Annotated in this window: 21 protein-coding genes and 1 tRNA gene (1 of these 22 cut by a window edge); 10 read left to right on the forward strand and 12 right to left on the reverse strand. The window is 63.1% G+C overall.

Going from position 1 to position 20,713, the window contains the following annotated elements:
• Window positions 1–175: 175 nt before the first annotated feature.
• Window positions 176–571, reverse strand: a complete 396-nt coding sequence (locus PLANPX_RS06980) for a hypothetical protein (RefSeq protein ID WP_152098038.1) — start codon at window positions 569–571, stop codon at window positions 176–178.
• 460 nt (window positions 572–1,031) lie between these two features.
• Here PLANPX_RS06980 and PLANPX_RS06985 point away from each other — a divergent pair, with 460 nt between their 5' ends.
• The gene (locus PLANPX_RS06985; RefSeq protein ID WP_152098039.1) at window positions 1,032–1,517 is read left to right on the forward strand and encodes a hypothetical protein; all 486 of its coding nucleotides are present in this window, start codon (window positions 1,032–1,034) and stop codon (window positions 1,515–1,517) included.
• A gap of 90 nt (window positions 1,518–1,607) precedes the next feature.
• Here the strand turns inward: PLANPX_RS06985 and PLANPX_RS06990 are convergent, their stop codons facing one another.
• The gene (locus PLANPX_RS06990) at window positions 1,608–2,342 is read right to left on the reverse strand and encodes a hypothetical protein (protein ID WP_152098040.1); all 735 of its coding nucleotides are present in this window, start codon (window positions 2,340–2,342) and stop codon (window positions 1,608–1,610) included.
• Window positions 2,343–2,691: 349 nt separating this feature from the next.
• On the opposite strand from PLANPX_RS06990, the gene PLANPX_RS06995 reads away from it, so the two are divergent.
• The 3 genes from PLANPX_RS06995 (at window position 2,692) to PLANPX_RS07005 (ending at window position 5,465) form a co-directional block, all read left to right on the forward strand.
• Window positions 2,692–3,270 carry a hypothetical protein gene (locus tag PLANPX_RS06995; RefSeq protein WP_152098041.1) on the forward strand — a complete coding sequence of 193 codons (579 nt, stop codon included), beginning with the start codon at window positions 2,692–2,694 and terminating at the stop codon, window positions 3,268–3,270.
• A 320-nt stretch (window positions 3,271–3,590) separates the two neighbouring features.
• Window positions 3,591–4,121 carry a DinB family protein gene (locus tag PLANPX_RS07000; RefSeq protein ID WP_152098042.1) on the forward strand — a complete coding sequence of 177 codons (531 nt, stop codon included), beginning with the start codon at window positions 3,591–3,593 and terminating at the stop codon, window positions 4,119–4,121.
• A gap of 225 nt (window positions 4,122–4,346) precedes the next feature.
• Window positions 4,347–5,465 (forward strand): DSD1 family PLP-dependent enzyme, encoded by a 1,119-nt coding sequence (locus tag PLANPX_RS07005; protein ID WP_152098043.1) that lies wholly within the window; start codon window positions 4,347–4,349, stop codon window positions 5,463–5,465.
• A 97-nt stretch (window positions 5,466–5,562) separates the two neighbouring features.
• Here the strand turns inward: PLANPX_RS07005 and PLANPX_RS07010 are convergent, their stop codons facing one another.
• The 3 genes from PLANPX_RS07010 to PLANPX_RS07020 all read right to left on the reverse strand — a co-directional run bounded on the left by PLANPX_RS07010 (window position 5,563) and on the right by PLANPX_RS07020 (window position 9,000).
• Window positions 5,563–6,048, reverse strand: a complete 486-nt coding sequence (locus tag PLANPX_RS07010) for a histone (protein WP_152098044.1) — start codon at window positions 6,046–6,048, stop codon at window positions 5,563–5,565.
• Between the two features lie 151 nt (window positions 6,049–6,199).
• Window positions 6,200–7,402 carry a BBP7 family outer membrane beta-barrel protein gene (locus tag PLANPX_RS07015; RefSeq protein ID WP_152098045.1) on the reverse strand — a complete coding sequence of 401 codons (1,203 nt, stop codon included), beginning with the start codon at window positions 7,400–7,402 and terminating at the stop codon, window positions 6,200–6,202.
• A gap of 263 nt (window positions 7,403–7,665) precedes the next feature.
• The gene (locus tag PLANPX_RS07020) at window positions 7,666–9,000 is read right to left on the reverse strand and encodes a BBP7 family outer membrane beta-barrel protein (protein WP_152098046.1); all 1,335 of its coding nucleotides are present in this window, start codon (window positions 8,998–9,000) and stop codon (window positions 7,666–7,668) included.
• A gap of 89 nt (window positions 9,001–9,089) precedes the next feature.
• On the opposite strand from PLANPX_RS07020, the gene PLANPX_RS07025 reads away from it, so the two are divergent.
• Window positions 9,090–9,635, forward strand: coding sequence for a cysteine hydrolase family protein (locus PLANPX_RS07025; RefSeq protein ID WP_152098047.1), 546 nt, complete (start codon window positions 9,090–9,092; stop codon window positions 9,633–9,635).
• A gap of 133 nt (window positions 9,636–9,768) precedes the next feature.
• Here the strand turns inward: PLANPX_RS07025 and PLANPX_RS07030 are convergent, their stop codons facing one another.
• Window positions 9,769–10,632: a PEP-CTERM sorting domain-containing protein gene (locus PLANPX_RS07030; protein ID WP_152098048.1), complete on the reverse strand. Its 864-nt coding sequence runs from the start codon at window positions 10,630–10,632 to the stop codon at window positions 9,769–9,771.
• Between the two features lie 279 nt (window positions 10,633–10,911).
• Window positions 10,912–11,229 carry a hypothetical protein gene (locus tag PLANPX_RS07035; protein WP_152098049.1) on the reverse strand — a complete coding sequence of 106 codons (318 nt, stop codon included), beginning with the start codon at window positions 11,227–11,229 and terminating at the stop codon, window positions 10,912–10,914.
• 225 nt (window positions 11,230–11,454) lie between these two features.
• On the opposite strand from PLANPX_RS07035, the gene PLANPX_RS07040 reads away from it, so the two are divergent.
• Window positions 11,455–12,999: a serine/threonine-protein kinase gene (locus tag PLANPX_RS07040; RefSeq protein WP_152098050.1), complete on the forward strand. Its 1,545-nt coding sequence runs from the start codon at window positions 11,455–11,457 to the stop codon at window positions 12,997–12,999.
• Here PLANPX_RS07040 and PLANPX_RS07045 read toward each other — a convergent pair.
• From PLANPX_RS07045 to PLANPX_RS07055, 3 genes are all read right to left on the reverse strand, one after another.
• Window positions 12,946–13,827, reverse strand: coding sequence for a dockerin type I domain-containing protein (locus PLANPX_RS07045; RefSeq protein WP_152098051.1), 882 nt, complete (start codon window positions 13,825–13,827; stop codon window positions 12,946–12,948). The genes PLANPX_RS07040 and PLANPX_RS07045 overlap by 54 nt on opposite strands.
• Before the next feature lie 28 nt (window positions 13,828–13,855).
• On the reverse strand, window positions 13,856–14,773 hold the full coding sequence (locus PLANPX_RS07050) for a hypothetical protein (RefSeq protein ID WP_152098052.1): 918 nt from the start codon (window positions 14,771–14,773) through the stop codon (window positions 13,856–13,858).
• A gap of 84 nt (window positions 14,774–14,857) precedes the next feature.
• The gene (locus PLANPX_RS07055; protein ID WP_152098053.1) at window positions 14,858–15,760 is read right to left on the reverse strand and encodes a hypothetical protein; all 903 of its coding nucleotides are present in this window, start codon (window positions 15,758–15,760) and stop codon (window positions 14,858–14,860) included.
• Window positions 15,761–15,988: 228 nt separating this feature from the next.
• On the opposite strand from PLANPX_RS07055, the gene PLANPX_RS07060 reads away from it, so the two are divergent.
• The 4 genes from PLANPX_RS07060 to PLANPX_RS07075 all read left to right on the forward strand — a co-directional run bounded on the left by PLANPX_RS07060 (window position 15,989) and on the right by PLANPX_RS07075 (window position 19,285).
• A complete protein-coding gene (locus tag PLANPX_RS07060; protein WP_152098054.1) occupies window positions 15,989–17,095 on the forward strand; it encodes a TIGR03009 domain-containing protein in 1,107 nt (368 codons plus the stop codon).
• 224 nt (window positions 17,096–17,319) lie between these two features.
• Entirely contained in the window at window positions 17,320–18,600 is a 1,281-nt protein-coding gene (locus PLANPX_RS07065) for a glycosyltransferase (protein WP_198421852.1), read from the forward strand.
• 114 nt (window positions 18,601–18,714) lie between these two features.
• On the forward strand, window positions 18,715–19,056 hold the full coding sequence (locus tag PLANPX_RS07070; protein ID WP_152098055.1) for a rhodanese-like domain-containing protein: 342 nt from the start codon (window positions 18,715–18,717) through the stop codon (window positions 19,054–19,056).
• A 145-nt stretch (window positions 19,057–19,201) separates the two neighbouring features.
• Window positions 19,202–19,285 (forward strand) — tRNA-Leu (locus PLANPX_RS07075).
• A gap of 77 nt (window positions 19,286–19,362) precedes the next feature.
• Here PLANPX_RS07075 and PLANPX_RS07080 read toward each other — a convergent pair.
• Both PLANPX_RS07080 and aroH read right to left on the reverse strand, forming a co-directional pair.
• On the reverse strand, window positions 19,363–20,226 hold the full coding sequence (locus PLANPX_RS07080; RefSeq protein WP_152098056.1) for a phytanoyl-CoA dioxygenase family protein: 864 nt from the start codon (window positions 20,224–20,226) through the stop codon (window positions 19,363–19,365).
• 72 nt (window positions 20,227–20,298) lie between these two features.
• Window positions 20,299–20,713: the 3' portion of a chorismate mutase gene (aroH, locus tag PLANPX_RS07085; protein WP_152098057.1), read on the reverse strand. Its footprint extends 14 nt past the window's final position; 415 of the gene's 429 nt are visible here — the last part of the coding sequence; its start codon lies off the right edge, out of view — the gene reads right to left on this strand; it ends in the stop codon at window positions 20,299–20,301.

Below are 20,713 nucleotides of genomic sequence, written 5' to 3' on the forward strand. Positions count from 1 at the left end.
CGCGTTGTCGATTCCCGGGGTGACGCCGATATAACGGCGCCGTGGTGATGGCGGCGAACGCTGCTTGTCGGGGAATGGCGGACGTGGTGGGCGAGATTCGTGGCGGGAATGAGATGGCCGGCCGCCGCGCCCCCGGTTTGAAGAACCGGGGGCTAAAAAACACCGGTTACTGGCGTCAGGGCGTGGTGATGAATGGCCACGGGCGCGGCGGAAGGCCGGCGCGTTCGTTGTGGCGCTCGACGTAACGGATGCGACCCCGCAGTGACGCCTCATCAAAACAGTACCGCTTGTCGTAGCCCGCGGTCCAAATCGGCCGGCTCGGCCGCAACCCGAATCGCACCGCATCCTTGCCGCACTTCACCGCCGCCGGCACGTTGTCCGGCTGCACGCCGAAGATGAGATGGAAGTGCCACGAGCCGACATGCAGCGCAAAGATCGGCGCCGCCAACCGCTGCACGAGCGATCGTCCCATCAGGTCGCCCACCTCAAACAACTGCTCTGCCCCAAACAAGAACGGCGAATGTTCCATCCGTTCGCGATCAGCGTCTTCAAGCCCAGGGCAGGGCGGCATCAACGCTCCGTCGTCGATTCAACCGCGCCGATCCCCGCGCAGCCACGTGCCGTAAGTCGTCGCCGTGATCATGATTCCCAGCGTCGGCCGCATGCCGTGAAAATAACGATGGCATATACAAATGTCAACGAAAATCATCGCGTAGTACGAAATTGCCAATTAGCCCCCGGTTCTTCAAACCGGGGGCGAAACGCGCCACATCAAACTACGCTCGGTGCTATACGCGACTTGGCCAACTTCGCATTCGCGATTCGTCTGCACGGGAATTCGGGGCGGGGATGGAGATGGCCGGCCCCCACGCCCCCGGTTTGAAGAACCGGGGGCTAAAAAACGGAATTCGTCGGGCCGTCGCTCGCTCCAATGATCTCAAAAAGACAAACGCCGCCAAGAAATTTGCGGGCTAGTTATCGCACCGATAGACTGAGCAACGCCCAGTCACGCCCTCGTACGCATTCGCCCCATGGACCAAGCTGAACAAATGCCTCCGCGAAACCTGCGGGCCTTTTTCCTCCGCGTTGGCGTCGCGCTCCTCTTCGTCGGCGCGCTTGTCGAGTTCATTGCTTTCAGCCAGTTGTATCGAGTCACCAGTCGCCAGTCGGCGCTCCGGCGGATCCAGGGCGCCAAGGCGATGCTCAATCGCCCCACCGTTCCGCCCGGCGGCAAACTCGTCCGGAAGCCCGACGGCTCCTATGGAGTTTTGCTCGCGCCGCGCACCATCGCCCACGGCGTCACGGTCACCGAGTCGTACAGTTCCCGAAACGTCTACAAGAGCCTCAGCAAAGAAGAGTTAGAGCAGAATGAGCTGGAGAGCAAACGCCTCCTGCTCACGCCAATCGCCAGCGCGTTGGCTATCCCGCCCGTTGCCGGCTTGGTTCTCGTGCTGATCTTCGCTAGAACGCCATGCCTCTCCGCCATCGCACCAACCGAACCAGCGGCTACTACTTAGTCGTCTGCGTCTGCGGCCGGGGGCGCTTTGCTTTGTCCAGCAATTTGCTGGAAGTCACGAAGTCACCAAGCAGGCCTCGCCAACTGAGGGTCATTTTTGACCCGCTCGCAACCGCCGGAAAAGCCCCCAAAACATGACGCCGAGCGAAGGCAGCATCAAACCAGCGGCGGGCTCTGGTACGTCTCGAAATTCAAATTGCGTGATCAGGCCCAGCGTATCGTCTGAGCGGGGCGCTCCAATGCCGAGCGTGTCGTTGTAGGCTCGCTTGACGGTGTCTAGCGCTACGACGGCGTCAAGATTGGGTAGCGGGGCCTCGGCTTTTGCTCGCTTGAAATCAACAAGCAGATTTCCGCCGCTGTATAGAAATGGCGTCTGGAACACAAAGCGGAGATCGAACGGATTCACCAGCAAATCTCCCTCGAGCGCTGGCACGACGTAGTTGCCGCTAAATACCGTCGTTCGATTCGGCCCGTGGTTCGCGTCTAGATCAAGTCCAATGTTCTCGACGGCTACTGGCGTTTCCGAAACGTCGATTGAGAAGTCGGCGTAAACGAATCCGCCTGCGAAGTCGCCGTCAAAACCGTCGTCTTCTGCTACGCGAAAGGCGACTGACGTGATGAGTTGTCCTACTGCTTCCTGCAAATCGGCCGCCCCGTAGATTTGCTGATAACGCGTCGAACTCCAACTGAACGGAATCGAGTTATTAGACGGCGCTGGCGCATTTTCGTAACCAGCGGGAGCGACCAGAGAATCAGTAGGCGGGAGTGCCGAGGCCGCATTCATGAACGCAATCGCAGACAATACTCCCAGGCTGGCTCGTAGCATTAGACGCCTCCTCAAAAAAGAAATGACGCAAACTTGCGTCGAACTTGATTTTCAACGTTCCGGCAGGAGTTTAGCAAAGGTCATATCTAAATGCAAAAAACTCGTTGGAATAAGTCGCCCATCAGCCTTGAGTTTTGACGGGAGATGCGGACGGCTCTCCTGGGGAAAGGGGAGGCGCGTTTCCCACGTCACTTGTTGCACCCGCGCTCCAGACTCTCGCCTCGCGAGTTGAACGGCAAATTGCCGTTTCGATTGCCGGGCTCTCCGTCTTGGGTTACTCTTGCCTTCAAGCGAGCAGTCGAATCGCTATTCCGCGTCAACATTTACTCTTTTGTCGGGATCTTTGGCCATGAACGGCGCGCGGCTCATCACGTGCCTGTTGTTTGTCGCGCTGACGGCAGCCCCTGCCCGCGCCGCCGTTACGCAGACGACCTACCGCATCAACCCCGGCGGGCAGTACGAGTACAAACCTTCCCCTTGGATCGGCATTCCCGGCGGCGTGCCCAGCCCGTTCGAACTCGACTTCGGCATCGGCGGCACGTTCATATACGAACTCGACGCAACGGCGAAGACGGCGCGGCTGCTCAATCTTGATCTCTCCCTCAATGGAAATGAGGCGATTCAAACGCAATCCCCGACGCCCGGCTTGGTGAATGCGCCCAACATCGAGCGGTTTCTCAACAGCAGGTTGTTCGTCGAAGATTTCTTAGGCGGCCTGCTGCACCTCAAATCCTCGGACTATTCAAATCTGAAACTTACGGACAGCCTCAACGGCAACTTGACGCTCCTCGGCGGGTTCAACAACACGCCCGCCGACGGCGACGGCGTCTTTTTCAACTTCAGCGCCGTCGCGATCCCCGAACCGACTGCCGCGACGCTCGTCGCCCTCGCGTCGATTGTCGGGCTCTTTTTCAAGCGGCTCGCGTAGCACTGCCGCAATCCGTTCAAGTGGCAGAAAGTAGCGGATAGACGCCGCCCGCATACTTCAGTAGATATGAAGTACGAGCACAACGATTCCGCGCAAGCGCCGGGCTGCGCGCGTCGAGCGAGCAACGGCGTGCGTAACTCCAACGGGCGCCATGTCGCTTCCACCGCTTAGTGTCGCCTTTCACGGCCAATGTCGCATTAAAATTCGACCTAAGCCACTTCCAGAACACGATTTATGTAGTGTCGCCTAAAATGCGTTTTTCGCTTCTTCCCGACGCGACACGACATGCGATCCACCTGAACCCTGAACCCTGAACCCCCATGTTCACCCCCGCCTCCATCATCTACGCCTGGGACAACCAACTCGGCTACGCCCTCGCCCTGCTCGACGACCTCACCGACGAGCAATTCATCCTCCGGCCGCAGGGGCGGATGAATCATCCGGCGTGGATTGTCGGGCACATCGCCGCGTATCACCCGGTGATCATTCAGTTGCTGAGGGGGGAACCGGTCGTCGATCCGAAGGACGATCCGCTGTTTGGTTTCGCCGGCCACGGGCCGCTCGATGAACTCGCGCCCTACGGCAGCAAACGGGCGATGGTCGATCGCTTCGCCGCGGGGCACGAGCAGGTTGCTCAAGCCCTCCTCGCAGCGAAACCGGAAGATTTCCATCGGCCGCCGACGCTGGAGCGGTGGGCCAAACAATACCCAACAGTCGAATTCATGCTCCCCGACCTGCTGCTTCATCACGAGTCGCTCCACATCGGCCAGATCAGCATCTGGCGCCGGGCGGCCGGGCTGCCTGCGGTGAAGCTGCCAGCGCGTTCGATTCGTCCAGGCCTCATCAAATAGTCGAAAGGCCGCATAAAACCACCTCTTTTGCTACCTGCCGCAATCAATTCTGCGCAATCCCCCCTGTTGAAGGCCGCACCGCCTGCTGCAAACCAAACAGCTCAATTACACTCGCCTACCAGCGTCGCCTGACGAACACGTTTTCCTTATTGGTTGGTGAGCACCGTATCCATGTCTTCCATTGCCTCCACGCGGCATGATCGCCCAGCAACCCGTAAGCCGTTGATGTCTCACACGCCCGCCGCCGTTGGCATGCACCTCTCCGCCGTCGATACGCCGGCGCTGCTCGTTGATCTCGATGCGTTTGAAGCGAACCTGCGGCAAATGCAGCAAGCGATCGCCGGCTTCGGCGCCCAGCTTCGCGCTCATGCGAAGACTCACAAGTGCCCGACGATTGCCCTCGCCCAGATAGCTCACGGCGCCGTCGGCGTCTGCTGCCAGAAGGTGAGCGAGGCCGAAGCCCTCGTTGACGGCGGCGTCGAGGACGTGCTCATTTCGAACGAAGTCGTCGGCCCGACGAAGGTCGCCCGCGTTGCCGCACTGGCGCAGCGTTCAAAGCTTTCGATCTGCGTCGACGATGAGCAGCAAATCACCGCGCTGGCCGACGCGATGAGCGCCGCCGGCAACGGCACGCTCGACGTGCTCGTGGAAATCGACGTCGGCGCCAAGCGTTGCGGCGTGCAGCCAGGGGCTGAGGCGGTCCGCTTGGCCGAACTGATCAGCGTCCAGCCGCAACTCCGCTTCGCGGGGCTGCAGGCGTACCATGGTTCGGCGCAGCATGTTCGCTCGCTCGACGAGCGTCGCGCCGTCATCGCGAAGGCCGCGGAACTCGCGGCGTTCACACGCGACTGCCTGCAGGCGGCCGGGATCGAGTGCCCAAAAATCACCGGCGCCGGAACGGGCACGTTCCTCTTCGAAGCGGGCAGCTCCGTCTACAACGAACTGCAGGCCGGCTCCTACGTCTTTATGGACGCCGACTATGGCGCCAACGAGTGGAGCGACAGCTCGTTCCCGCGGTTTAAGAACAGCCTGTTCGTGTGGACCACCGTGATGAGCCGCGTGCCCGGCGTGCGGGCGGTGGTCGACGCAGGCCTCAAGTCATCGAGCGTCGACTCAGGCTTGCCGCTCCTCGCCGAGCAGACGAGCGCCGTCTACTCGAACATCTCCGACGAGCACGGCGTCATCCAGCTGAACGGCGCTCGCGACTACGAGCTGGGCGAGAAGCTGAAGTTGATCCCCGGCCACTGCGACCCGACGGTGAACATGCACGATCAACTGATCTGCTACCGCGGCGATCGCGTCGAAGCGATTTGGCCCGTCACCGCCCGCGGCTGTGCGTGGTAGGCGCTCTTCGCAATAAGGCGTTTCGCCCCCGGTTCTTCAAACCGGGGGCCAAGCGCCCCGATTGATAGTTGACTCTATCATCGACTATCGTAGCCGATTAAGTCCGCTTCCGCCCGCGTCCGCGTTGTGCCGCCGTGTCGCTCGCCGGCTCCAACTCGCCCGTCCCGCCGCCCCCCGGACGACCGCCAGCCGTCCCCGTGCGCACCGGCACGCGAGCCGTCTTCCGCTTGCCGACCGAGGCGTTCTTCGTGACGACCTTCTTCTCAACGGCCGGCACCGCGACGTCGGGGACGCCCTTGCCGACGGTCGGCCGCTTGGCGGCCTTCTTGCTCGGCGGATTGGTCGCCTTCGCACTCGGCTTCTTCACGGCCTTTTTCGGCGCGGGGGCCGGAGCCGCCTTGGCCGCAGTCGGCTTGGCCGTTTTCGCCTTTTTCTTGGCGCCCTTCTTCACCGGAGCGATCTTCGCCGGGACGTCGACCGATCCCTTATGCGGCGCCCCCTTTTTCGGGACCGACTTTACCGCTTTCTTGGCGGCCGCCTTCTTCGGCGCCGCTGGCTTCTTTGCAGCCTTCTTCTTCGCCATCGCCCACCTCACTCCATCGAGTTACTCGAATCCTCCCCAGCGCAACGCCGCGCCGCGATCTCGATGAGTGTAGTCGACTCGTGACTCCCTGCAAAGAATTTGACGGCCGCTTATCGAAGGCAACAAGGCAATGGCATCCTCCAGCTGCGGATCACCAAGTGAACTCGCCGCCCACCAGCGCGCCGTTGTAAAACAGGCTGCCATCCGTGCCGATCACGTTTTTGTCGATTTCCTTCTTAGCAAGCAACGCCGTATTGCTCGCCAGCGCGACGCCGTCGAGCCACAGCAGTTGATAGCCGCCGCGTAGCGCGAAGTGCGGCGTCACCTGGTACGTTGCAACAAAGCTCAGATCGCCGACGAAGGCGACGTGGCTGGAACTTGCGCCGCCATCGCTCAGCACATCGCCGTCATTGTCGATTTCATAGATATTGCTATCGGCGCTGTTACCGTACACGCCGGCTTTGACGATGCCGTTCACCGTCAGCCGCCCGCCTCGATTCCACAAGGCCACGTCGGCCCCAGTCTGGGCGCCGTACAAATGGTTCTGCATGTTGTAGTTGACGTCGATGATCGATGGACTGGGAAAGCCCACCGTGTAGGTGAGGTGATCGTTCAGCTCGATCCAGCGGAAACCGGCCAGCCACGTCACCCGCTGCGAGAAGGGGTGGAGCCAGTTCAACTCCGTGCTGTGGAGCGTCGACTCGTAGTTGGCGGTGAGGGAGTTCGATGTATTGAATCCGTATGGCAAAATGTTGAAATTGCCCGGATCGCCGTAGTCGCGATTCGCCTCGGCGTCCAAGATGCCGAAGTAGCGAAGTTCCCAGGCGTTGCCGCTGGCCGTTTGCCGCACGATTGACACGTCGGGGCCGCCGGTCCAATCGAACGCGAAGTCGGCGGTGTTGGAAATCGGGTTGTTGCCCGGATCGCTCACTGCCAGCACGCCGGCGTTCGGCCGTTCGCGTTTCATGATCACGGCGCCCGCCCGCACGGTCCACAAGCTGGGGCAGCCGCACCCGAGGTCGAGCGAGACGTCCTCGCCGCAACCGACGCCGTTGCAACATTCGTCGCTCGCGATTGAATCGCAAGCCGAGGTCAACTCGATGCCGTCGGCGATCGAATCGCCCGCGCGGCGTTCGACGGCCAGCGTCGTTCCGGCCGTCAAACCAAAGTAGCCAACAGCCATGGCGCGCAACAGCTTCGACATCGATTCCGCCTTTCGAGCCGAGAAGCCAACGCCTGGAATGGAAGCGGCGTCGGCGATCGTGGTGGGAACACTTGTGGCCACTGCCGTCGCATTCGCGCGATCGTACAGGGGACATGCGAGCAGCGGCGTCACAACCGTCGCCAGTGGCATGTCAGTCACTAGTGTCGACGCCCGCAACCGCTGCACTTAACCACCGCCGAAGGCGTGCGCGATTTCACTCAGGTTTCGCAGTGAAATCAACGAGAGACGCACACTTTCACCCCAAGCAACGAAAAAGGGCCCTCGGCAACGAATTGCCGAAGGCCCTCGATGTCTCCGTACGAACGGTCGACTAACTCACCTATTTCCAAACGTCTCGCCCCCGAAGACGTAGTCGGGGACGAGACGGGCTCACCGTTCGCAACTGTTCAAGATCACCAAGTGAACTCGCCGCCGACCAAGGCGCCGTGATAGAACACGTCGCCCTTGGTGTCGATGACGTTCTGGTTCACGGAGTTGAGCGTCAGCTGAGCCTGTTCGGCCGCCAACGCGACGCCGCTGACCCACAGCAGCTGATAGCCGCCGCGGAGAGCGAAGTGCGGCGTCACTTGGTAGGCGGTCGTTAGGCCGATTTCGCCCACGAAAGCCACCGGATTGCTGTTAGCGCCGCCGTCGATCAGCGGGTTGCCCAACACGTCGAAGGTGAAGTCGTTATCGGCGTCGTTGCCGTAGACGCCGGCCTTGAACAAACCGTTAATCGACAGCGGAGCGTTGAGCCGCCATAGCGCGAGGTCGGCGCCGACCTGACCGCCGTAGAGGTGGTTGTCGGTGTTCCAGTTCACGCCCGTCAAGTTCGGGACGATGAAGTCGACGTCGTAGGCGAGCTCTTCGTGCAGCTCAATGATCCGGAAGCCCGTCAACCAGGTGACGCGATCCGAACGTTGGTGGCGCCAGTTGATTTCCGTGCTGTTCAGCTTCGATTGATAGTTCGCGTTGACGTCGAGCGTCAGCGGAATGTTGATCGGGCCGATTTGGATATCGCCCATCGCACCGTACTGGTGGAGCGAGTTCCACTCGAGTCCGCCGAGGAAGCGGGCTTCGATGCTGTTCGGGCCGTTGCCGAGGCGACGTTCGATCGAGACGTCCGGACCGCCGGCGTACCCCATGTCGAAGTCGTTGCCGGTCGAGATGTCGATCAGCCCGCCGAGCGGACGAACGAGCGAAACGCCGTCTGGCCGGTTGCGATTGAGAATCGCGGCGCCAGCGCGGACTTTCCACGTCGGCGCACAGAGCGAGCCGCACAAGTCGCCGCAGCCGTTGTCGCAGCCGTCGGTGCACTCGGCGCTGTAGGCCGTTTCTGAAACGGAGCGATCATAGATGATCATGGACGATTGCGATGCTTCCGCCGACGATACCGAGTCGATCGACTCGGGGCTGTGCAGCGCCGTCTCCATCGGCGTGATCGCCGAGGCAACGCTCGTCGCCATCGCTAGCGACGATACGCCAATGATTTGTAATCCCGCCTTCATCTGCCCGACCTCCGTGTGAGCAAGCAATCGCATCTGCGACACCGGCGTCCTGCCAGCTGAATCGAGCGCGACTGTCGCATTCATCGACGGCGGCTGGGCGCTATCCGCGGGATTCTCCGATCGCTGGGCACGACTGGCGCCATCGGCAGGCTTCAGCCGATCGGCGGGCTTTGCCGAGGCGGTAAAGTCGATCAGCAGCTGAGAGCGAACACCCCCGACTTGGGCGGCGACAGGTGGCAATCGGGGCGGAGATTGGTAAAGTTTGTCGATTGAGTTGCGATGACGGCCCGCGCGGGGTCGTTCCCCACGGCCCTGATTGCGAGCTTTCGATGAACCCCGCCCAAGCTTTGCTCCTGATCGATTTGCAAAACGACTACTACCCGGGCGGGGCGTACGAACTCGATCGCATCGGCGAGGCGAGCGCGAAGGCGGCGGAATTGCTCGATCGCTTTCGCAGTTCTGGTCAACCGTTAATCCACATCCGGCACGAGTTTGCGTCGCCCGACGCCCCGTTCTTTCGCCCGGGCAGCGATGGGGCTGCCATCCACGAGAGCGTCCAGCCGCTGCCGGGCGAAACGGTCATCACGAAGCAGTACGTGAATTCGTTCCGCGAGACGGACCTCGATGCACAGTTGCGAGCGCTCGGCGTGAAGCAGCTCGTCATCGCCGGGGCCATGAGCCACATGTGCATTCAAGGGGGAACGCGAGCAGCGGCTGATCTCGGCTACCAAGTGGAGGTGATCCACGACGCCTGTGCCACGCGCGAGCAAGAATTCGACGGCCGTCGCGTAACGGCCGCCGATGTTCATGCGGCGTCGATGAGCGCGCTAGGGTTCGCTTATGCGAAGGTGCTGGCGCTGAAGGATTGGAAGTAGCCAAAGATGTTCTGGCTCCCTCCCCCTTGAGGGGAGGGCGGGGGAGGGGGGGAACCCTAGTACCCGCTGCAGTCACCCCTCCCTAACCCTCCCCCTCAAGGGGAGGGAACCTCATCGTTCAAACACGAAGGCGCTACCGGTCGGATAAGCTTCGGGGGCGGAGTCTGAAAGCGGCAATGAGGGCGACGCCAAGCAAGCTCAACGTCGCCGGCTCGGGCACGGCGGCCATCGAACTCTGCGATGCACCATTCGCCGTTGCCAGCGCCGCCGTGACGAGTGCATCGAGACTCTCCGCCGTGGGCACGACTTCGCCTGCTTGCCGCTGCCATGCCAAAAAGTCGGCGCCATCCGTGACGCCGTCACCGTTCGCATCGCCATGAGCGAGCGGATCACCGGCTGAGGCCTTCAACCCAAAGCGGCTCGCCCACGTGGCAAGGTCGGCGTTGTCGACACTTGAGTTGCCGTCGAAGTCGGCGAAGGGCGTCCGGCGCGCGACCGCTTTCAACTCGTATTCGAAGAAATCGGCGCTGTTCGGCGGAGCCGTGGTCGTCGCCTTCAAGTGAAGCCACGGCCCGATCTGCGCGGCGTACAATTCAACGCTTGAGCCGTCACCGGTCGTTCCGTCAAATCGATAGATATCGATCGGCGCCCTCACTGGAACTTTGCGGCCGACCAATCCTTCGAGGTTAAGCGTCTGATTCAGCGGCAACACGTAGGCGAGAATCGGATGGCTCGCCCACGCATTGACGTCCGAGAACTTCGCGACGTACTCGGTCGGCCAGACGTCGGTCGGTCCGATCTCGACTTCGAAATCAAACGTCCCCATCACGCGATGATCGACGTCGAAGCCGCCGAACCCGCCATGTTGGTTCAACACGCTCAGCTTCGGCAGGAAGCGGTAGTGCTCCGTCGAAACTGTCTGAGCCGTCGCTGGTCCAGCCAACACGACCGCCAGCATTCCGCCGCACGCCAACAGCCATCCAAGCAAGCGCGTCATGGGACGCCTCCTTCCAGAAAAGCCCCTCACGCCCGGGAGTATATCGGTGACTCCCGAGCGTTCGCAAAGGCTCTTCGTAAAGTTTGCGTGTTTCACGAAGCGAGCGACGGATCGCGCAAATCTTGCTCCGCTGGCGTGACGCGAACGCTTCCGCTCGGCCTGATTGGGCGATCTGTGGGAGGCGTCTCCGACGCCGATTTCGCTGACCACTCCAGGGCGGCGTGAATTCGCCGCGCGTCTTCGGGGTCGGAGACCCCTCCCACAGAATGGCAGCTGCCGTTAGCGGATGATCACTTCGCCGCGACGCGTGATGACGACCTCGACTTGGTGACCGGTTGAACGCCAAGTGTAGGTCGCGACGCGGCGGCCGAACGCGCCGTTCCGCCAGCTCACGCATGGGCTCTCGTCGCAACCGCCCGGCACGCAAACCGTCACGGGGAAGGCGGGGCAGGGATCGCACGGATCGTCGACGCGGAGCGTGACCGTTACGGGCGGCAAACAGCAACCGGTGCTCGCGGAAGCTTGCGGGGCGGCGACGATCGAACCGCCGACCAGCAAGGCGGCGAGGGCGACGGCAGTGTGAATGGTTCGTGACATGATTTCTCTCTCCCGGCAAATGGTGAACGTCTTGTGAAAGTGCGGAGAGCAATCTCTCCCGCAGCGGCCGCAGCCGTCTGCCGCGGATAATAGCGGCGGGCGGCGGGAGATGTTACGCCGTTTCTTCCGATCGAATCGGCTGGCGCCATCATCGGCTGACGAGGGGCGACGGAACGCGAGCCGGGGCAATTGGCGGCCTGCTCGGCAGCTTGGTACAACGGACGCATGTCCCCCTCGATTTCCAGCCGCGATCTGCTGCTCTGCCTGCTCGTCAAACAGCGGGGCTGGATGTCGGACCAGGATATTGAGGGGGCGGTCGTCGAGTGGATCGGCAAGAACGAGCAGCCACTCCTCGCCGTGCTCGTCGCGCGGGGCGCCCTCACCCCGCAGCAGCGGGAGGAAGCTGAAAGCCTCCTTGCGGCCAGTGCGACCGACACCGCCGTCGACCCCCGCACCTCGCGGTTGCGCGAGCTTCCTCCCGGCGTCCGCCGGCTGCTGGCGGGCCCCGCCTCCGACGTGGCACTGGCGACCGACGTGGGGTTCGAAACTCGCGCTGCCTCGCCGGCTTCCCGTGCGGCGCCCGGGGCCTCGCCCGCGACGCTCACGCCCGGCGAGCGATTCGACGTTCTGCAGGTCCACGCCCAGGGTGGCCTTGGCGTCGTCTTCCTCGCCCGCGATCACGAAATCGATCGCACGGTCGCGCTCAAGCAAATCAAATCGCAGTGGGCCGACGATGAAAGCTCGCGGGCCCGCTTTCTTCTCGAAGCCCGCATCACGGGCCGGCTCGAGCATCCCGGCATCGTGCCGATCTACGCCGTCGGCGCCGACGCCACAGGCCGCCCCTACTACGCGATGCGGCTCATCCGCGGCGAGAGTTTGCTGGAAGTGCTCGAACGCTTTCACGCCACCGACGTCGGCGGCAAGCTGAACGAGCGCATGCCCGAAATCCGCAAGCTGTTGCAGCGGTTCGTCGACGTCTGCAACGCGGTCGACTACGCCCACAGCAAGGGGGTGATCCATCGCGATCTCAAGCCGTCGAACATCATGGTCGGCAAGTATGGCGAGACGCTCGTCGTCGACTGGGGGCTCGCGAAGGTGATCGGCTCCGACGAAGACGTCGCGCTCACCACGCGGATGGTGCGCCAGCCGGTGAGCGAAGGGGGCGCCACTTCGACGCAAGTCGGCATGACGATCGGGACTCCGGCCTACATGAGTCCTGAGCAGGCGGCGGGCCGAAATGACGAACTCGGCCCGCCTACCGACATCTACAGTCTGGGGGCGACGCTGTACCACATGCTGACGGGCCGCCTGCCGCACGCCGACGACGAAGATCCAGGCGTGATGATCGCTAAGGCCGAGCATGGCCGCGTGATTCCCGTGCTCAGCCAGGCGCCGTGGCTGCCGCGGCCGCTGGCGTCGATCTGCATGAAGGCGCTCGACACGACGCCGGAGCGGCGGTACGTCTCGGCCCGCGCCTTATCGGACGACATCGAGCGTTGGCTCGGCGACGAGCCGGTGCGAGCCCACCGCGATCGCCTCAGCGAGCGGCTCTACCGTTGGTCGCGGCACAATCGGACGTTGGTGGTGTCGCTGTTCGTCGGCTACCTGGTGGCAACCGTGGCGATCATCATCGGCTCCGTCGGCTGGAGCTACCTGCGCGTGCAAAAGCAGGAGCGGCAACACCGCGCGGCGGAGTCGTCTGCCGCCGCGGCTGATTCAGACGCAGCCGACGCCAGTTCGCCGGCGAGCAGCGCAGCCGATGCTGAGTAACGCCGCCAACATCGTCGCGGCCGCAGGTTCGGGAACGGCGTGCGCCGTCGGTAGGGCGGCGCTGGCGGCCGCCGCCTGTTGCCAGAGCAGATAGTCGCTGCCATCAACCTTCCCGTCAGCGTTTGCGTCGCCGTTGGCAGTGCCGGCTGGAGCCGGGTTGCCAAAGCCAGCCTTCCATACGGGCAGGTCGAGCGCGTTGACGGCGCCGTCGAGATTGAAGTCTGCTGGACTGGTGAGTTCCGCGCCCGTCACGGTGAATCGCAGGTTGTTAGCCGAGCCAACGGTCCAATTGAACACATTCGGCACCGATTGCTCCCAGAAGATGTAGGAAGCTTGCGTCGTCGGCAGGATGTTCGGCTGCTGCACCGAAGAAGCGACGCCGTTGCCGGTGGCTCCAAACTTGCCGGAACCAATGACGAGCGCGTAGGTGCCCGCTTGCAGCGTCACGGCGAGCGGAGTATGAAATTCCGCGGTCGGGGCCGGCGGCAAGAAGGTCGTGTTCGCCTTGACTGTTGCGTCGGCGAACGGCGCTCCCTGCGGCAGCGCATCGAGCGCGGTCAGCGACACGATCGCAGCAAACAGTTCCCCGTTGAGGCCCCCGACGTGCCCGCCGACTTCCGTCACGGCCATGGTCTTCGTGACGCGAAAACGCCAACCGATATACTTGCTCGCATTGATCGGCGTGCCGCTGACTTGCCCGGCTGGGCCCATCTCCGCCGAAGCGAGTGTGATCGAGGCGCTCTTGGCCTGCGTGGCGAGCGCCGCCAGGCTGACGATCGCAACGCCGAACCAACGCACAGGAATCGAAGGCAGGGTAGCGGCGTTCATGCTTGGCAACTCGATCGTCAGAATCCGTTCAGCGCACGCGAGCGTCGTACTCGCTGCGGATAGCGAGGTTCAGCTCCCCGCCGGCAGAGTATTGAAAAATGCCGCCCGCGGTCCGCTCAATGCTGGAAAGTTGCACCGGGCCGACCATCTTCACGGCGGTCAGCCGACAGGTTTCCGTCTCCACCTCCATCTCGCCGTTGAGGACAATCGACAGCGGCGATTCGGCATTGGGGCGCACTTCGATCGTCGCTTTGAAATGAGCAACGGGCGAAGCATGATTGGCAGCGGCTGGTTCGACTTTCTCCAGCGTCAGTTCGAAGCGATGGACCGTACCGATCGGGCCGTCGAAGCCGAGCAGCGATTGCACCACGTCGCGCGGCACAAGGATCCGTTGCCCGACGGTGACATGGCGTTCGATGAGCAAGCTGGCAAACGGGTTCGGCTTGCCGACGTTTTCGAGCGATTCGGCGACGAGACGCGTCTCTTCCTCCGGGGGCGCGGCGCCGGCTAGGTCGGTGATCGTCACGCGATCGCCCTCGCGTACCATGAGATATGACTTGCCCTCGATCGGTTGCGTGACGAGTTCCTCGGGCTTTGCCCCTTCGGGCGACTGCCGCCGACTGACGGCAAACGTCGCTTTGGCCTTCACGGCGCGGCCCTCGGCGACTTCGAGCACTTCGATCGTCCGCTGCTGTTCGCGGCGCATGCGGTTTTGACTTTCGTGGGCCTTTTTCCCCGATTGCGTGATCGTGGTCGTCAGCCCGAGGTCGACGTTGAGCGTTTGCGTGACGCGATCGCCAGCGACTGCCGGCGCCTGGCGGAAGCGTACGACGGCGCCCGTCGCGGCGGGAGCAACTGGCGCGGCGGGGGGCGCCGACTCGGCCACCGCGGGGACGGCGAGCGCTGCAATCAGCAGCGGAACGGCAAGCAGGCGGCGGTGATGCATCGAATGGCTCGCAAACAGCGTGGACGAAGCGGTCGGGTTTGGGCCGGGATGATCGACGCCGCACGGCAGCGGGTCAAGGTCACCCTATGCCAGCAACCGTTCCAGCGCCGCGACGGCCACTGGCCATGTCGCCGCCCCATCGAGCCAGGCATTCCACCAGTTGAAGACGCGCTGCGGCGCGTCGGCTGGCAGCGATCCGCTAAGTCCCCACGCCTCGAAGGCCGATCCGAGCGCCGGTTCGTCACACGTTGCTAGCTCAACTTCTTGCGCCGCCGCTAGCGTCGCCGGCGCCAGCGCGACGGCGAACGCGAACGCCGATCGGCCTGGCGGCAGCGCATCGGCGTAGCGCGGCAGATCGGAATTGAGTTGAGCGAGCAGCCACGCGATCCGCAGCGGTTCCGGCAACTGTGGATGTGGATGAACGAGCACGCCCTCCAGTGTGATACGATTCTGCCGCGGATGCGCGAGCCCACGCCCGCCGGCGTACGGCAAGACGATCACAATCTCGGCCGCGCTCGGCACGATCGCCTCGTCGGTCAGTCGGCCAATCTCCCGCAACATCCCGGGGCCGCGAGCTTCCCACTGTTCCCGCAGCGGCCGCACTCGCGCGGCGAGTTCTTCTGCGAGGTTCGGCTGCTCGCCGCCGAGCGCAGCTTCTAACTCCCCAACGGCGCCTGCGATGCGTGTAGCCGTCGGAGAAGAGAGCGGCGCGGCGTGCAATCGAGCCGCAGCGCGCGTGACGAGTTCCCGGTTATTCTCGAACTCCGCAGCCAGCGACGTTATTTCCGCCAGCAGTTCAGTGCGCGGGAGGCCCGTGGCGTCGATCTCGGCAATCAGCGCGTCCGCCGGCGTTGCGAGCGCCGCGGCCAGCATGCCGTCCGTGGCCGCAACGCCACTCGCGCGACAAGCTGCAACGTAGAGGGCGGTGGCTGCGGGGCTTGTTTTCCAGCGGAGTTCTTCCAGCATCTTTTCGGTCGCCGACGGCACGCAGCGAAAAATGGCGCATAGTTGAGTGAATGCGTAAGAAATCTGACGTAGGCAAGATACGCCGGAGAGCCGCCGCGGGGCGATAGCATTCGCCGCACCCGCCGGCCGGCTGCGATTTCGGTGAAAGCTGCCCTCGCGGCGTTGGGGCGAGGTTGTTATTCTCCGCGCCCATTTCGGCCATGAACAGTGGCCGCCCCTCCGCCATTGCCTCACCGCGAGACCAGCGCGATGAAACTCCGCCGACTCTTTCTCGGAACGACGTTAACCCTTTCGCTAGCGGCCCCGTTGGGAATCGCGCAAGGGCAGCAGTATCCGGGAACTCCCGTCAACGGCGCTCAGCCGGGAGGCGTTGGCGGCGTACCAATGCAGCAGCCGGCGGGAACGGTCAACCAAGTCGCAGCCGTCGGGGTCGGGCAACCCGGCGCTCCGGCGGGCGGCGTCCTGGGAGCGCCGGTGGCTGGGCCAAATGGCGGCGCGCCCGTCGCTACGACTCCGACTGGCGCACCGATCGGCTTGCCCCCCGGCCCTCCGTTTATCCTGACGGAACTCGAGAAGGCCGAAGTTTTCCGCATTCTCGACATGTGGGAAAAGTCGAGCGCCGACGTGAAGACGTTCAACACCTCGTTCGAACTCTGGAAATACGACGCCGTCTTCGGCCCTGGCGCAGACAAGCCCCTCACGAAGGAGAGGGGGACGCTCTCGTTCTCGAAGCCCGACAAGGGGAGCTTCAAGATCGACTCGATCAGTCGTTGGACTAAGAAGGATCCTCAAAACGTCGACGTTAGTGCGCCCGGCGATTGGGCGCCCAGGCCAGACGAAATCGGCGATCACTGGGTTTGCGACGGTAAAGCCGTCTACGAGTACAGCCACCGCGACAAGCAACTCAAAGTGACCAGTATCCCCGAAGAGATGCGCGGCACGAAGATCGTCGACGGCCCGCTGCCATTCCTATTCGGCGCCGAAGCCAAGAAGCTGATGGACCGCTACTGGATCCGCCAGCGGACCTCTGATCCCAGCACGATCTGGCTCGAAGCCCACCCGCGCTGGAACGCCGACGCCCTCAACTACGACGTGGTCGACGTGATGCTCGATCGTAAGACGATGCAGCCAAAGGCGATTCAGGTCCACTTGCCGGGCGGCAAGCAACGCCACGCTTACATGTTCACGGCCCCGAGGGTTAACGAGACGAATCTCGGCGATTGGTTCCCCTCGCTATTCACCGCTCCTCGGACGCCGCTCGGTTGGACGCGGGTGATGAACGAAGATAGCACGGCTGCTCCAGGCGCAGCGCCTCAAGCTGCCAACCCAAACGCGACGCTAGAACTGAAGCGGTAGGGGATTGTTTCCCCTCTAGCCCCGGGCTCCGCCCGGGGGTGGCTTGCTATTCCGCTAAGCGTTGCGGTGCGTGACGCGCCCCCCGGGCGGAGCCCGGGGCTAGGAATGCGACGACTCGCTTCTTCGCCGGCGCAATCGCTACAACCGGCCTCGTTGGCCAGCCGCTCGCGGCAACCGCCGCAACCGTCGCCGCTTGCCGAGGCGGCGTGACATAGGCTTGCACTATGGTCCGGTCAGTCTGGGCCGTTCCTTCGCAGGCTCAGGTCTCGCCGCTCATGTCCGACGCCACGCCGGTCGCTTCGCTACCTCTTCCCACCGGCGCTGACGACGAGCTTTGTCGCCCGTTCGACCCTGCGATTCTCGACGTCGGCATGGCCGAAGAAGCGGAAGAACTCGCCCCGCCGCGACTGGTCCGCGCGCTCCATGTGATCAACGGCGAGCACTATTCTGGCGCGGAGCGCGTCCAAGATTTACTCGCTGGTTACTTACCCGAGTGCGGTTACGAAGTCGGCTTCGCCTGCGTAAAGCCGGGCCGTTTTCCCGATGCCCGTAAGTTTCGTGATGCGGCCCTTTACTCCGTGCCGATGCGAGGCCGGCTTGACTTCAGCTGCGGCCGCAAACTGGCGGCGCTGATTCGTGACGAAGGGTATGCCCTAGTCCACGCGCACACGCCCCGGTCGCTGATGGTCGCCTCCCACGCGGCTCGGCTTGCCGGCGTGCCGCTGGTCTACCACGTCCACAGTCCAGCGGGCCGCGACTCGACCCGTTGGTTTCGCAATATGAGCAATGCTTGGCTTGAGCGGCGTTTGGCTCGCCGCGCGTCGCGCTTGATCGCCGTTTCGCCAAGTGTGCGGCGGTACATGATCGAGCAAGGCTTCGCTGCGAGCGAAGTGATCTGCGTACCCAACGGCGTGCCGACGGTCGACGTTCCCCCGCGCAGCGAGGCGCCGGCCGCATTAACGTTGGGGATGACCGCCCTCTTTCGCCCACGGAAGGGGATCGAAGTCCTGCTCGAAGCACTGAAGATTGCCCGCCGCGTCGGCTGCAACGTCAGGCTCCGTACAATCGGGCCGTTTGAAACGCCGGGCTACGAGGCCGAAGTCCGCGGGCTCGCTACGCGACTAGGCCTGGATGACGCGATCGATTGGACCGGATTCGTCACCAATGTTTCCGCAGAGCTCGCGCAGGTCGACGCGCTGGTGCTACCCAGTCTGTTCGGCGAAGGTTTGCCGATGGTCGTCCTTGAGGCGATGGCAGCCGGCTTGCCAGTGATCGCCAGCGACGTTGAAGGGGTGCCGGAGGCGGTCGTCGATCGCCAGGATGGCCTACTCGTGCAGCCCGGCGATGCGTCGTCGTTGGCGGCCGCCATCGACGAGTTGGCTTCAGGGCTGATCGACTATCCCGCTCTCAGCCGCAACGCCCAAGCGCGACATGCCGAATACTTCTCGGCCGAGGCCATGGCGGCCAACGTGGCACGGGTCTATGACCAAGTTTTAGGCCGCTAACTGCCAATTTCTCGTGGCTAACCCCGTCTGCAGCCCCTTGCCATTTGCTAGCGGCGCTGCGAAAGATGGGGGATTATCCAGCGTTTACTCATCGTCAACCCGATACGGCCTGCCATGTCTGCCGCGAACGAACCGATCGAAATCTCCGTCCCCGAGGTGAAGGCCCTCCGCGATGCGGGCGGAGACTTCCTCTTCATCGATTGCCGCGAGCCGAATGAGTACGAGATTGCGTCGATCGAGGGGGCTCAATTGCTGCCCATGAGCACCCTTGCCGATCGCGTTGGCGAACTCGCGGGTAACGAGGAGCGGCGAGTCGTCATCCATTGCCATAAGGGGGGCCGTAGCCTGCGGGTTGCTAACTGGCTCCGCGAACAAGGCTTCGCGCGGGCCCAATCGATGGCCGGCGGAATCGACCAGTGGGCAACCGACGTCGAGCCGGGGATGGCGCGGTACTAAGGGTTCAGGTGGGAGGGTTCGGGGTTCAGTAAATACAGGGAAAAGACCGGATTTCCTGAACACTGAACCCCGACTGCTGAACCCTCCGCAGCCCCCCTTGAAAATCGCGGCTCGACCTGCGATTGTTACTCGTTCACCGTAGCTCGCCGGAGTGGCGGAATTGGCAGACGCGCATGGTTCAGGTCCATGTGCCCGCAAGGGCGTGGAGGTTCAAGTCCTCTCTCCGGTACTTAAGCTCAGTTAGGCCTTATCGCCTGTTCTTAGGGCGCAGCAGTTTCTAGGCGTCCGTCAGGCAAGAAGCCCGACCTAAGGCAGCAGCGGAAAGAATCTTCCGCTCATCTTCTCCCCGCGGGGAATCACATCGACCCCCGTGAGCAGCGGCTTGTCCGAATCTGAAAGCGTTCCGTCGCGGAACAGGTTGATCACCACGGCACGCCTCGGCCGGGGACTGCGGTTCTCGTAGCTGCCGTGGAGCATGAGCGGGTGGTGGAACACGGCCTCGCCTGCCTTCAGTTCGCAGGGGACCGGCGTAAACTCGGCCCGCTGCTCCGGCGTGAGCACGTCAAGAATTGCGTCCATCCCCTTGGCAAGATTGGTCGTCGGCAGCAGCGGCCAGCGGTGCGAGCCGGGAACATACTGGATGCAGCCATTTTCGGTCGTTGCGTCGTCGAGCCCAATCCAGCACGTGAGGTGGGCCATCGGCCGCGTGCGAGTCCAGTACGAGTAATCCTGGTGCCACGCCACGACGCCGCCGTCATGGGCCGGTTTGCAGAACAACTGATCGTGCCAGAAACGAACGGGGCCTTCGAGCAATTGCTTGGCTGGTTCGAGTAGGGCAGGGTTCCACAAGAGGTCGTGCATCCCCGGCTTGATGCGCCAAGCACCGAGCGCGTGGAATAAGATCGCGCTTGGATCGCCAGACTCATTGCTGTGGTATTCGTACCAGAGTTCCGCCCCGTCGTGGTCGGCTTGCACTAAGTTTGCCAACTCAACTCGCAACGCCTCGACTTGCTCGGCGTTCAGTAGGCGAATCCCCGGCAGAAACCCCTGCTGGCGAAACTGCTCGACCTGCTGTTCGGTGATTTGATAACGAGCGCGCTCCGCGTCGTTGCTCGGCTGAGAGAAGAGGTTGCTCACCGGAGCGTGATCGAGCGATAGATCCCGAGCCATGGACGCCTCTCTCTGGTTAGCAGAATAACGGCGATGCACCACGCACGTCCGGCAGCAACTGAGTGTTGCGGATTACGCCTTCTTCGGCGCCATCTGCTCGTTGATCCAGCTTTCAAGCTCTTCCCAATCAACGGCAGGCAGCTTCGTGAGATCCGGACGGAGGCGATTCGCCTCGCGCACGTAGACGTGTTCGATCTCAGTCTGCTCCTTCTCCGTATTCCAGTGGAGCATCACGCGGATACAGAGCGGAAGCGAGCCGGGGACCGCCATTTCATGCCCGCACATCAGCGGAACATCGAGCCACCCTAGTTGGCGGGCGGCCAGAGCGGGGAATTCGGCGTCGAGATCGCGGGTCGTCGAGAACACGGCGCTAGCGACGTCGCGTGATTCGATCCCATTGAGGCGAATCATGAGCGCCAACAGCTGCCGAGTGGCCGACAGAATCTCTTCTCGGTCATTTGTAGCGACAGTCGTCGCCCCGCGAACG

The sequence above is a fragment of the Lacipirellula parvula genome, from assembly GCF_009177095.1.
Classification (GTDB): Bacteria; Planctomycetota; Planctomycetia; order Pirellulales; family Lacipirellulaceae; genus Lacipirellula; species Lacipirellula parvula.

Excerpts from the sequence above, each read along its gene's own strand:
- PLANPX_RS07005 (WP_152098043.1), top strand. The coding sequence starts at position 4,347 with ATGTCTCACACGCCCGCCGCCGTTGGCATGCACCTCTCCGCCGTCGAT.
- PLANPX_RS07040 (WP_152098050.1), top strand. The coding sequence starts at position 11,455 with ATGTCCCCCTCGATTTCCAGCCGCGATCTGCTGCTCTGCCTGCTCGTC.
- PLANPX_RS07045 (WP_152098051.1), bottom strand. The coding sequence starts at position 13,827 with ATGAACGCCGCTACCCTGCCTTCGATTCCTGTGCGTTGGTTCGGCGTT.
- PLANPX_RS07010 (WP_152098044.1), bottom strand. The coding sequence starts at position 6,048 with ATGGCGAAGAAGAAGGCTGCAAAGAAGCCAGCGGCGCCGAAGAAGGCG.
- PLANPX_RS07035 (WP_152098049.1), bottom strand. The coding sequence starts at position 11,229 with ATGTCACGAACCATTCACACTGCCGTCGCCCTCGCCGCCTTGCTGGTC.
- PLANPX_RS07015 (WP_152098045.1), bottom strand. The coding sequence starts at position 7,402 with ATGCCACTGGCGACGGTTGTGACGCCGCTGCTCGCATGTCCCCTGTAC.
- PLANPX_RS06980 (WP_152098038.1), bottom strand. The coding sequence starts at position 571 with ATGCCGCCCTGCCCTGGGCTTGAAGACGCTGATCGCGAACGGATGGAA.
- PLANPX_RS06995 (WP_152098041.1), top strand. The coding sequence starts at position 2,692 with ATGAACGGCGCGCGGCTCATCACGTGCCTGTTGTTTGTCGCGCTGACG.
- PLANPX_RS07050 (WP_152098052.1), bottom strand. The coding sequence starts at position 14,773 with ATGCATCACCGCCGCCTGCTTGCCGTTCCGCTGCTGATTGCAGCGCTC.
- PLANPX_RS06990 (WP_152098040.1), bottom strand. The coding sequence starts at position 2,342 with ATGCTACGAGCCAGCCTGGGAGTATTGTCTGCGATTGCGTTCATGAAT.
- PLANPX_RS07000 (WP_152098042.1), top strand. The coding sequence starts at position 3,591 with ATGTTCACCCCCGCCTCCATCATCTACGCCTGGGACAACCAACTCGGC.
- PLANPX_RS07080 (WP_152098056.1), bottom strand. The coding sequence starts at position 20,226 with ATGGCTCGGGATCTATCGCTCGATCACGCTCCGGTGAGCAACCTCTTC.
- PLANPX_RS07030 (WP_152098048.1), bottom strand. The coding sequence starts at position 10,632 with ATGACGCGCTTGCTTGGATGGCTGTTGGCGTGCGGCGGAATGCTGGCG.
- PLANPX_RS06985 (WP_152098039.1), top strand. The coding sequence starts at position 1,032 with ATGGACCAAGCTGAACAAATGCCTCCGCGAAACCTGCGGGCCTTTTTC.
- PLANPX_RS07070 (WP_152098055.1), top strand. The coding sequence starts at position 18,715 with ATGTCTGCCGCGAACGAACCGATCGAAATCTCCGTCCCCGAGGTGAAG.
- PLANPX_RS07060 (WP_152098054.1), top strand. The coding sequence starts at position 15,989 with ATGAAACTCCGCCGACTCTTTCTCGGAACGACGTTAACCCTTTCGCTA.
- PLANPX_RS07065 (WP_198421852.1), top strand. The coding sequence starts at position 17,320 with ATGGTCCGGTCAGTCTGGGCCGTTCCTTCGCAGGCTCAGGTCTCGCCG.
- PLANPX_RS07025 (WP_152098047.1), top strand. The coding sequence starts at position 9,090 with ATGAACCCCGCCCAAGCTTTGCTCCTGATCGATTTGCAAAACGACTAC.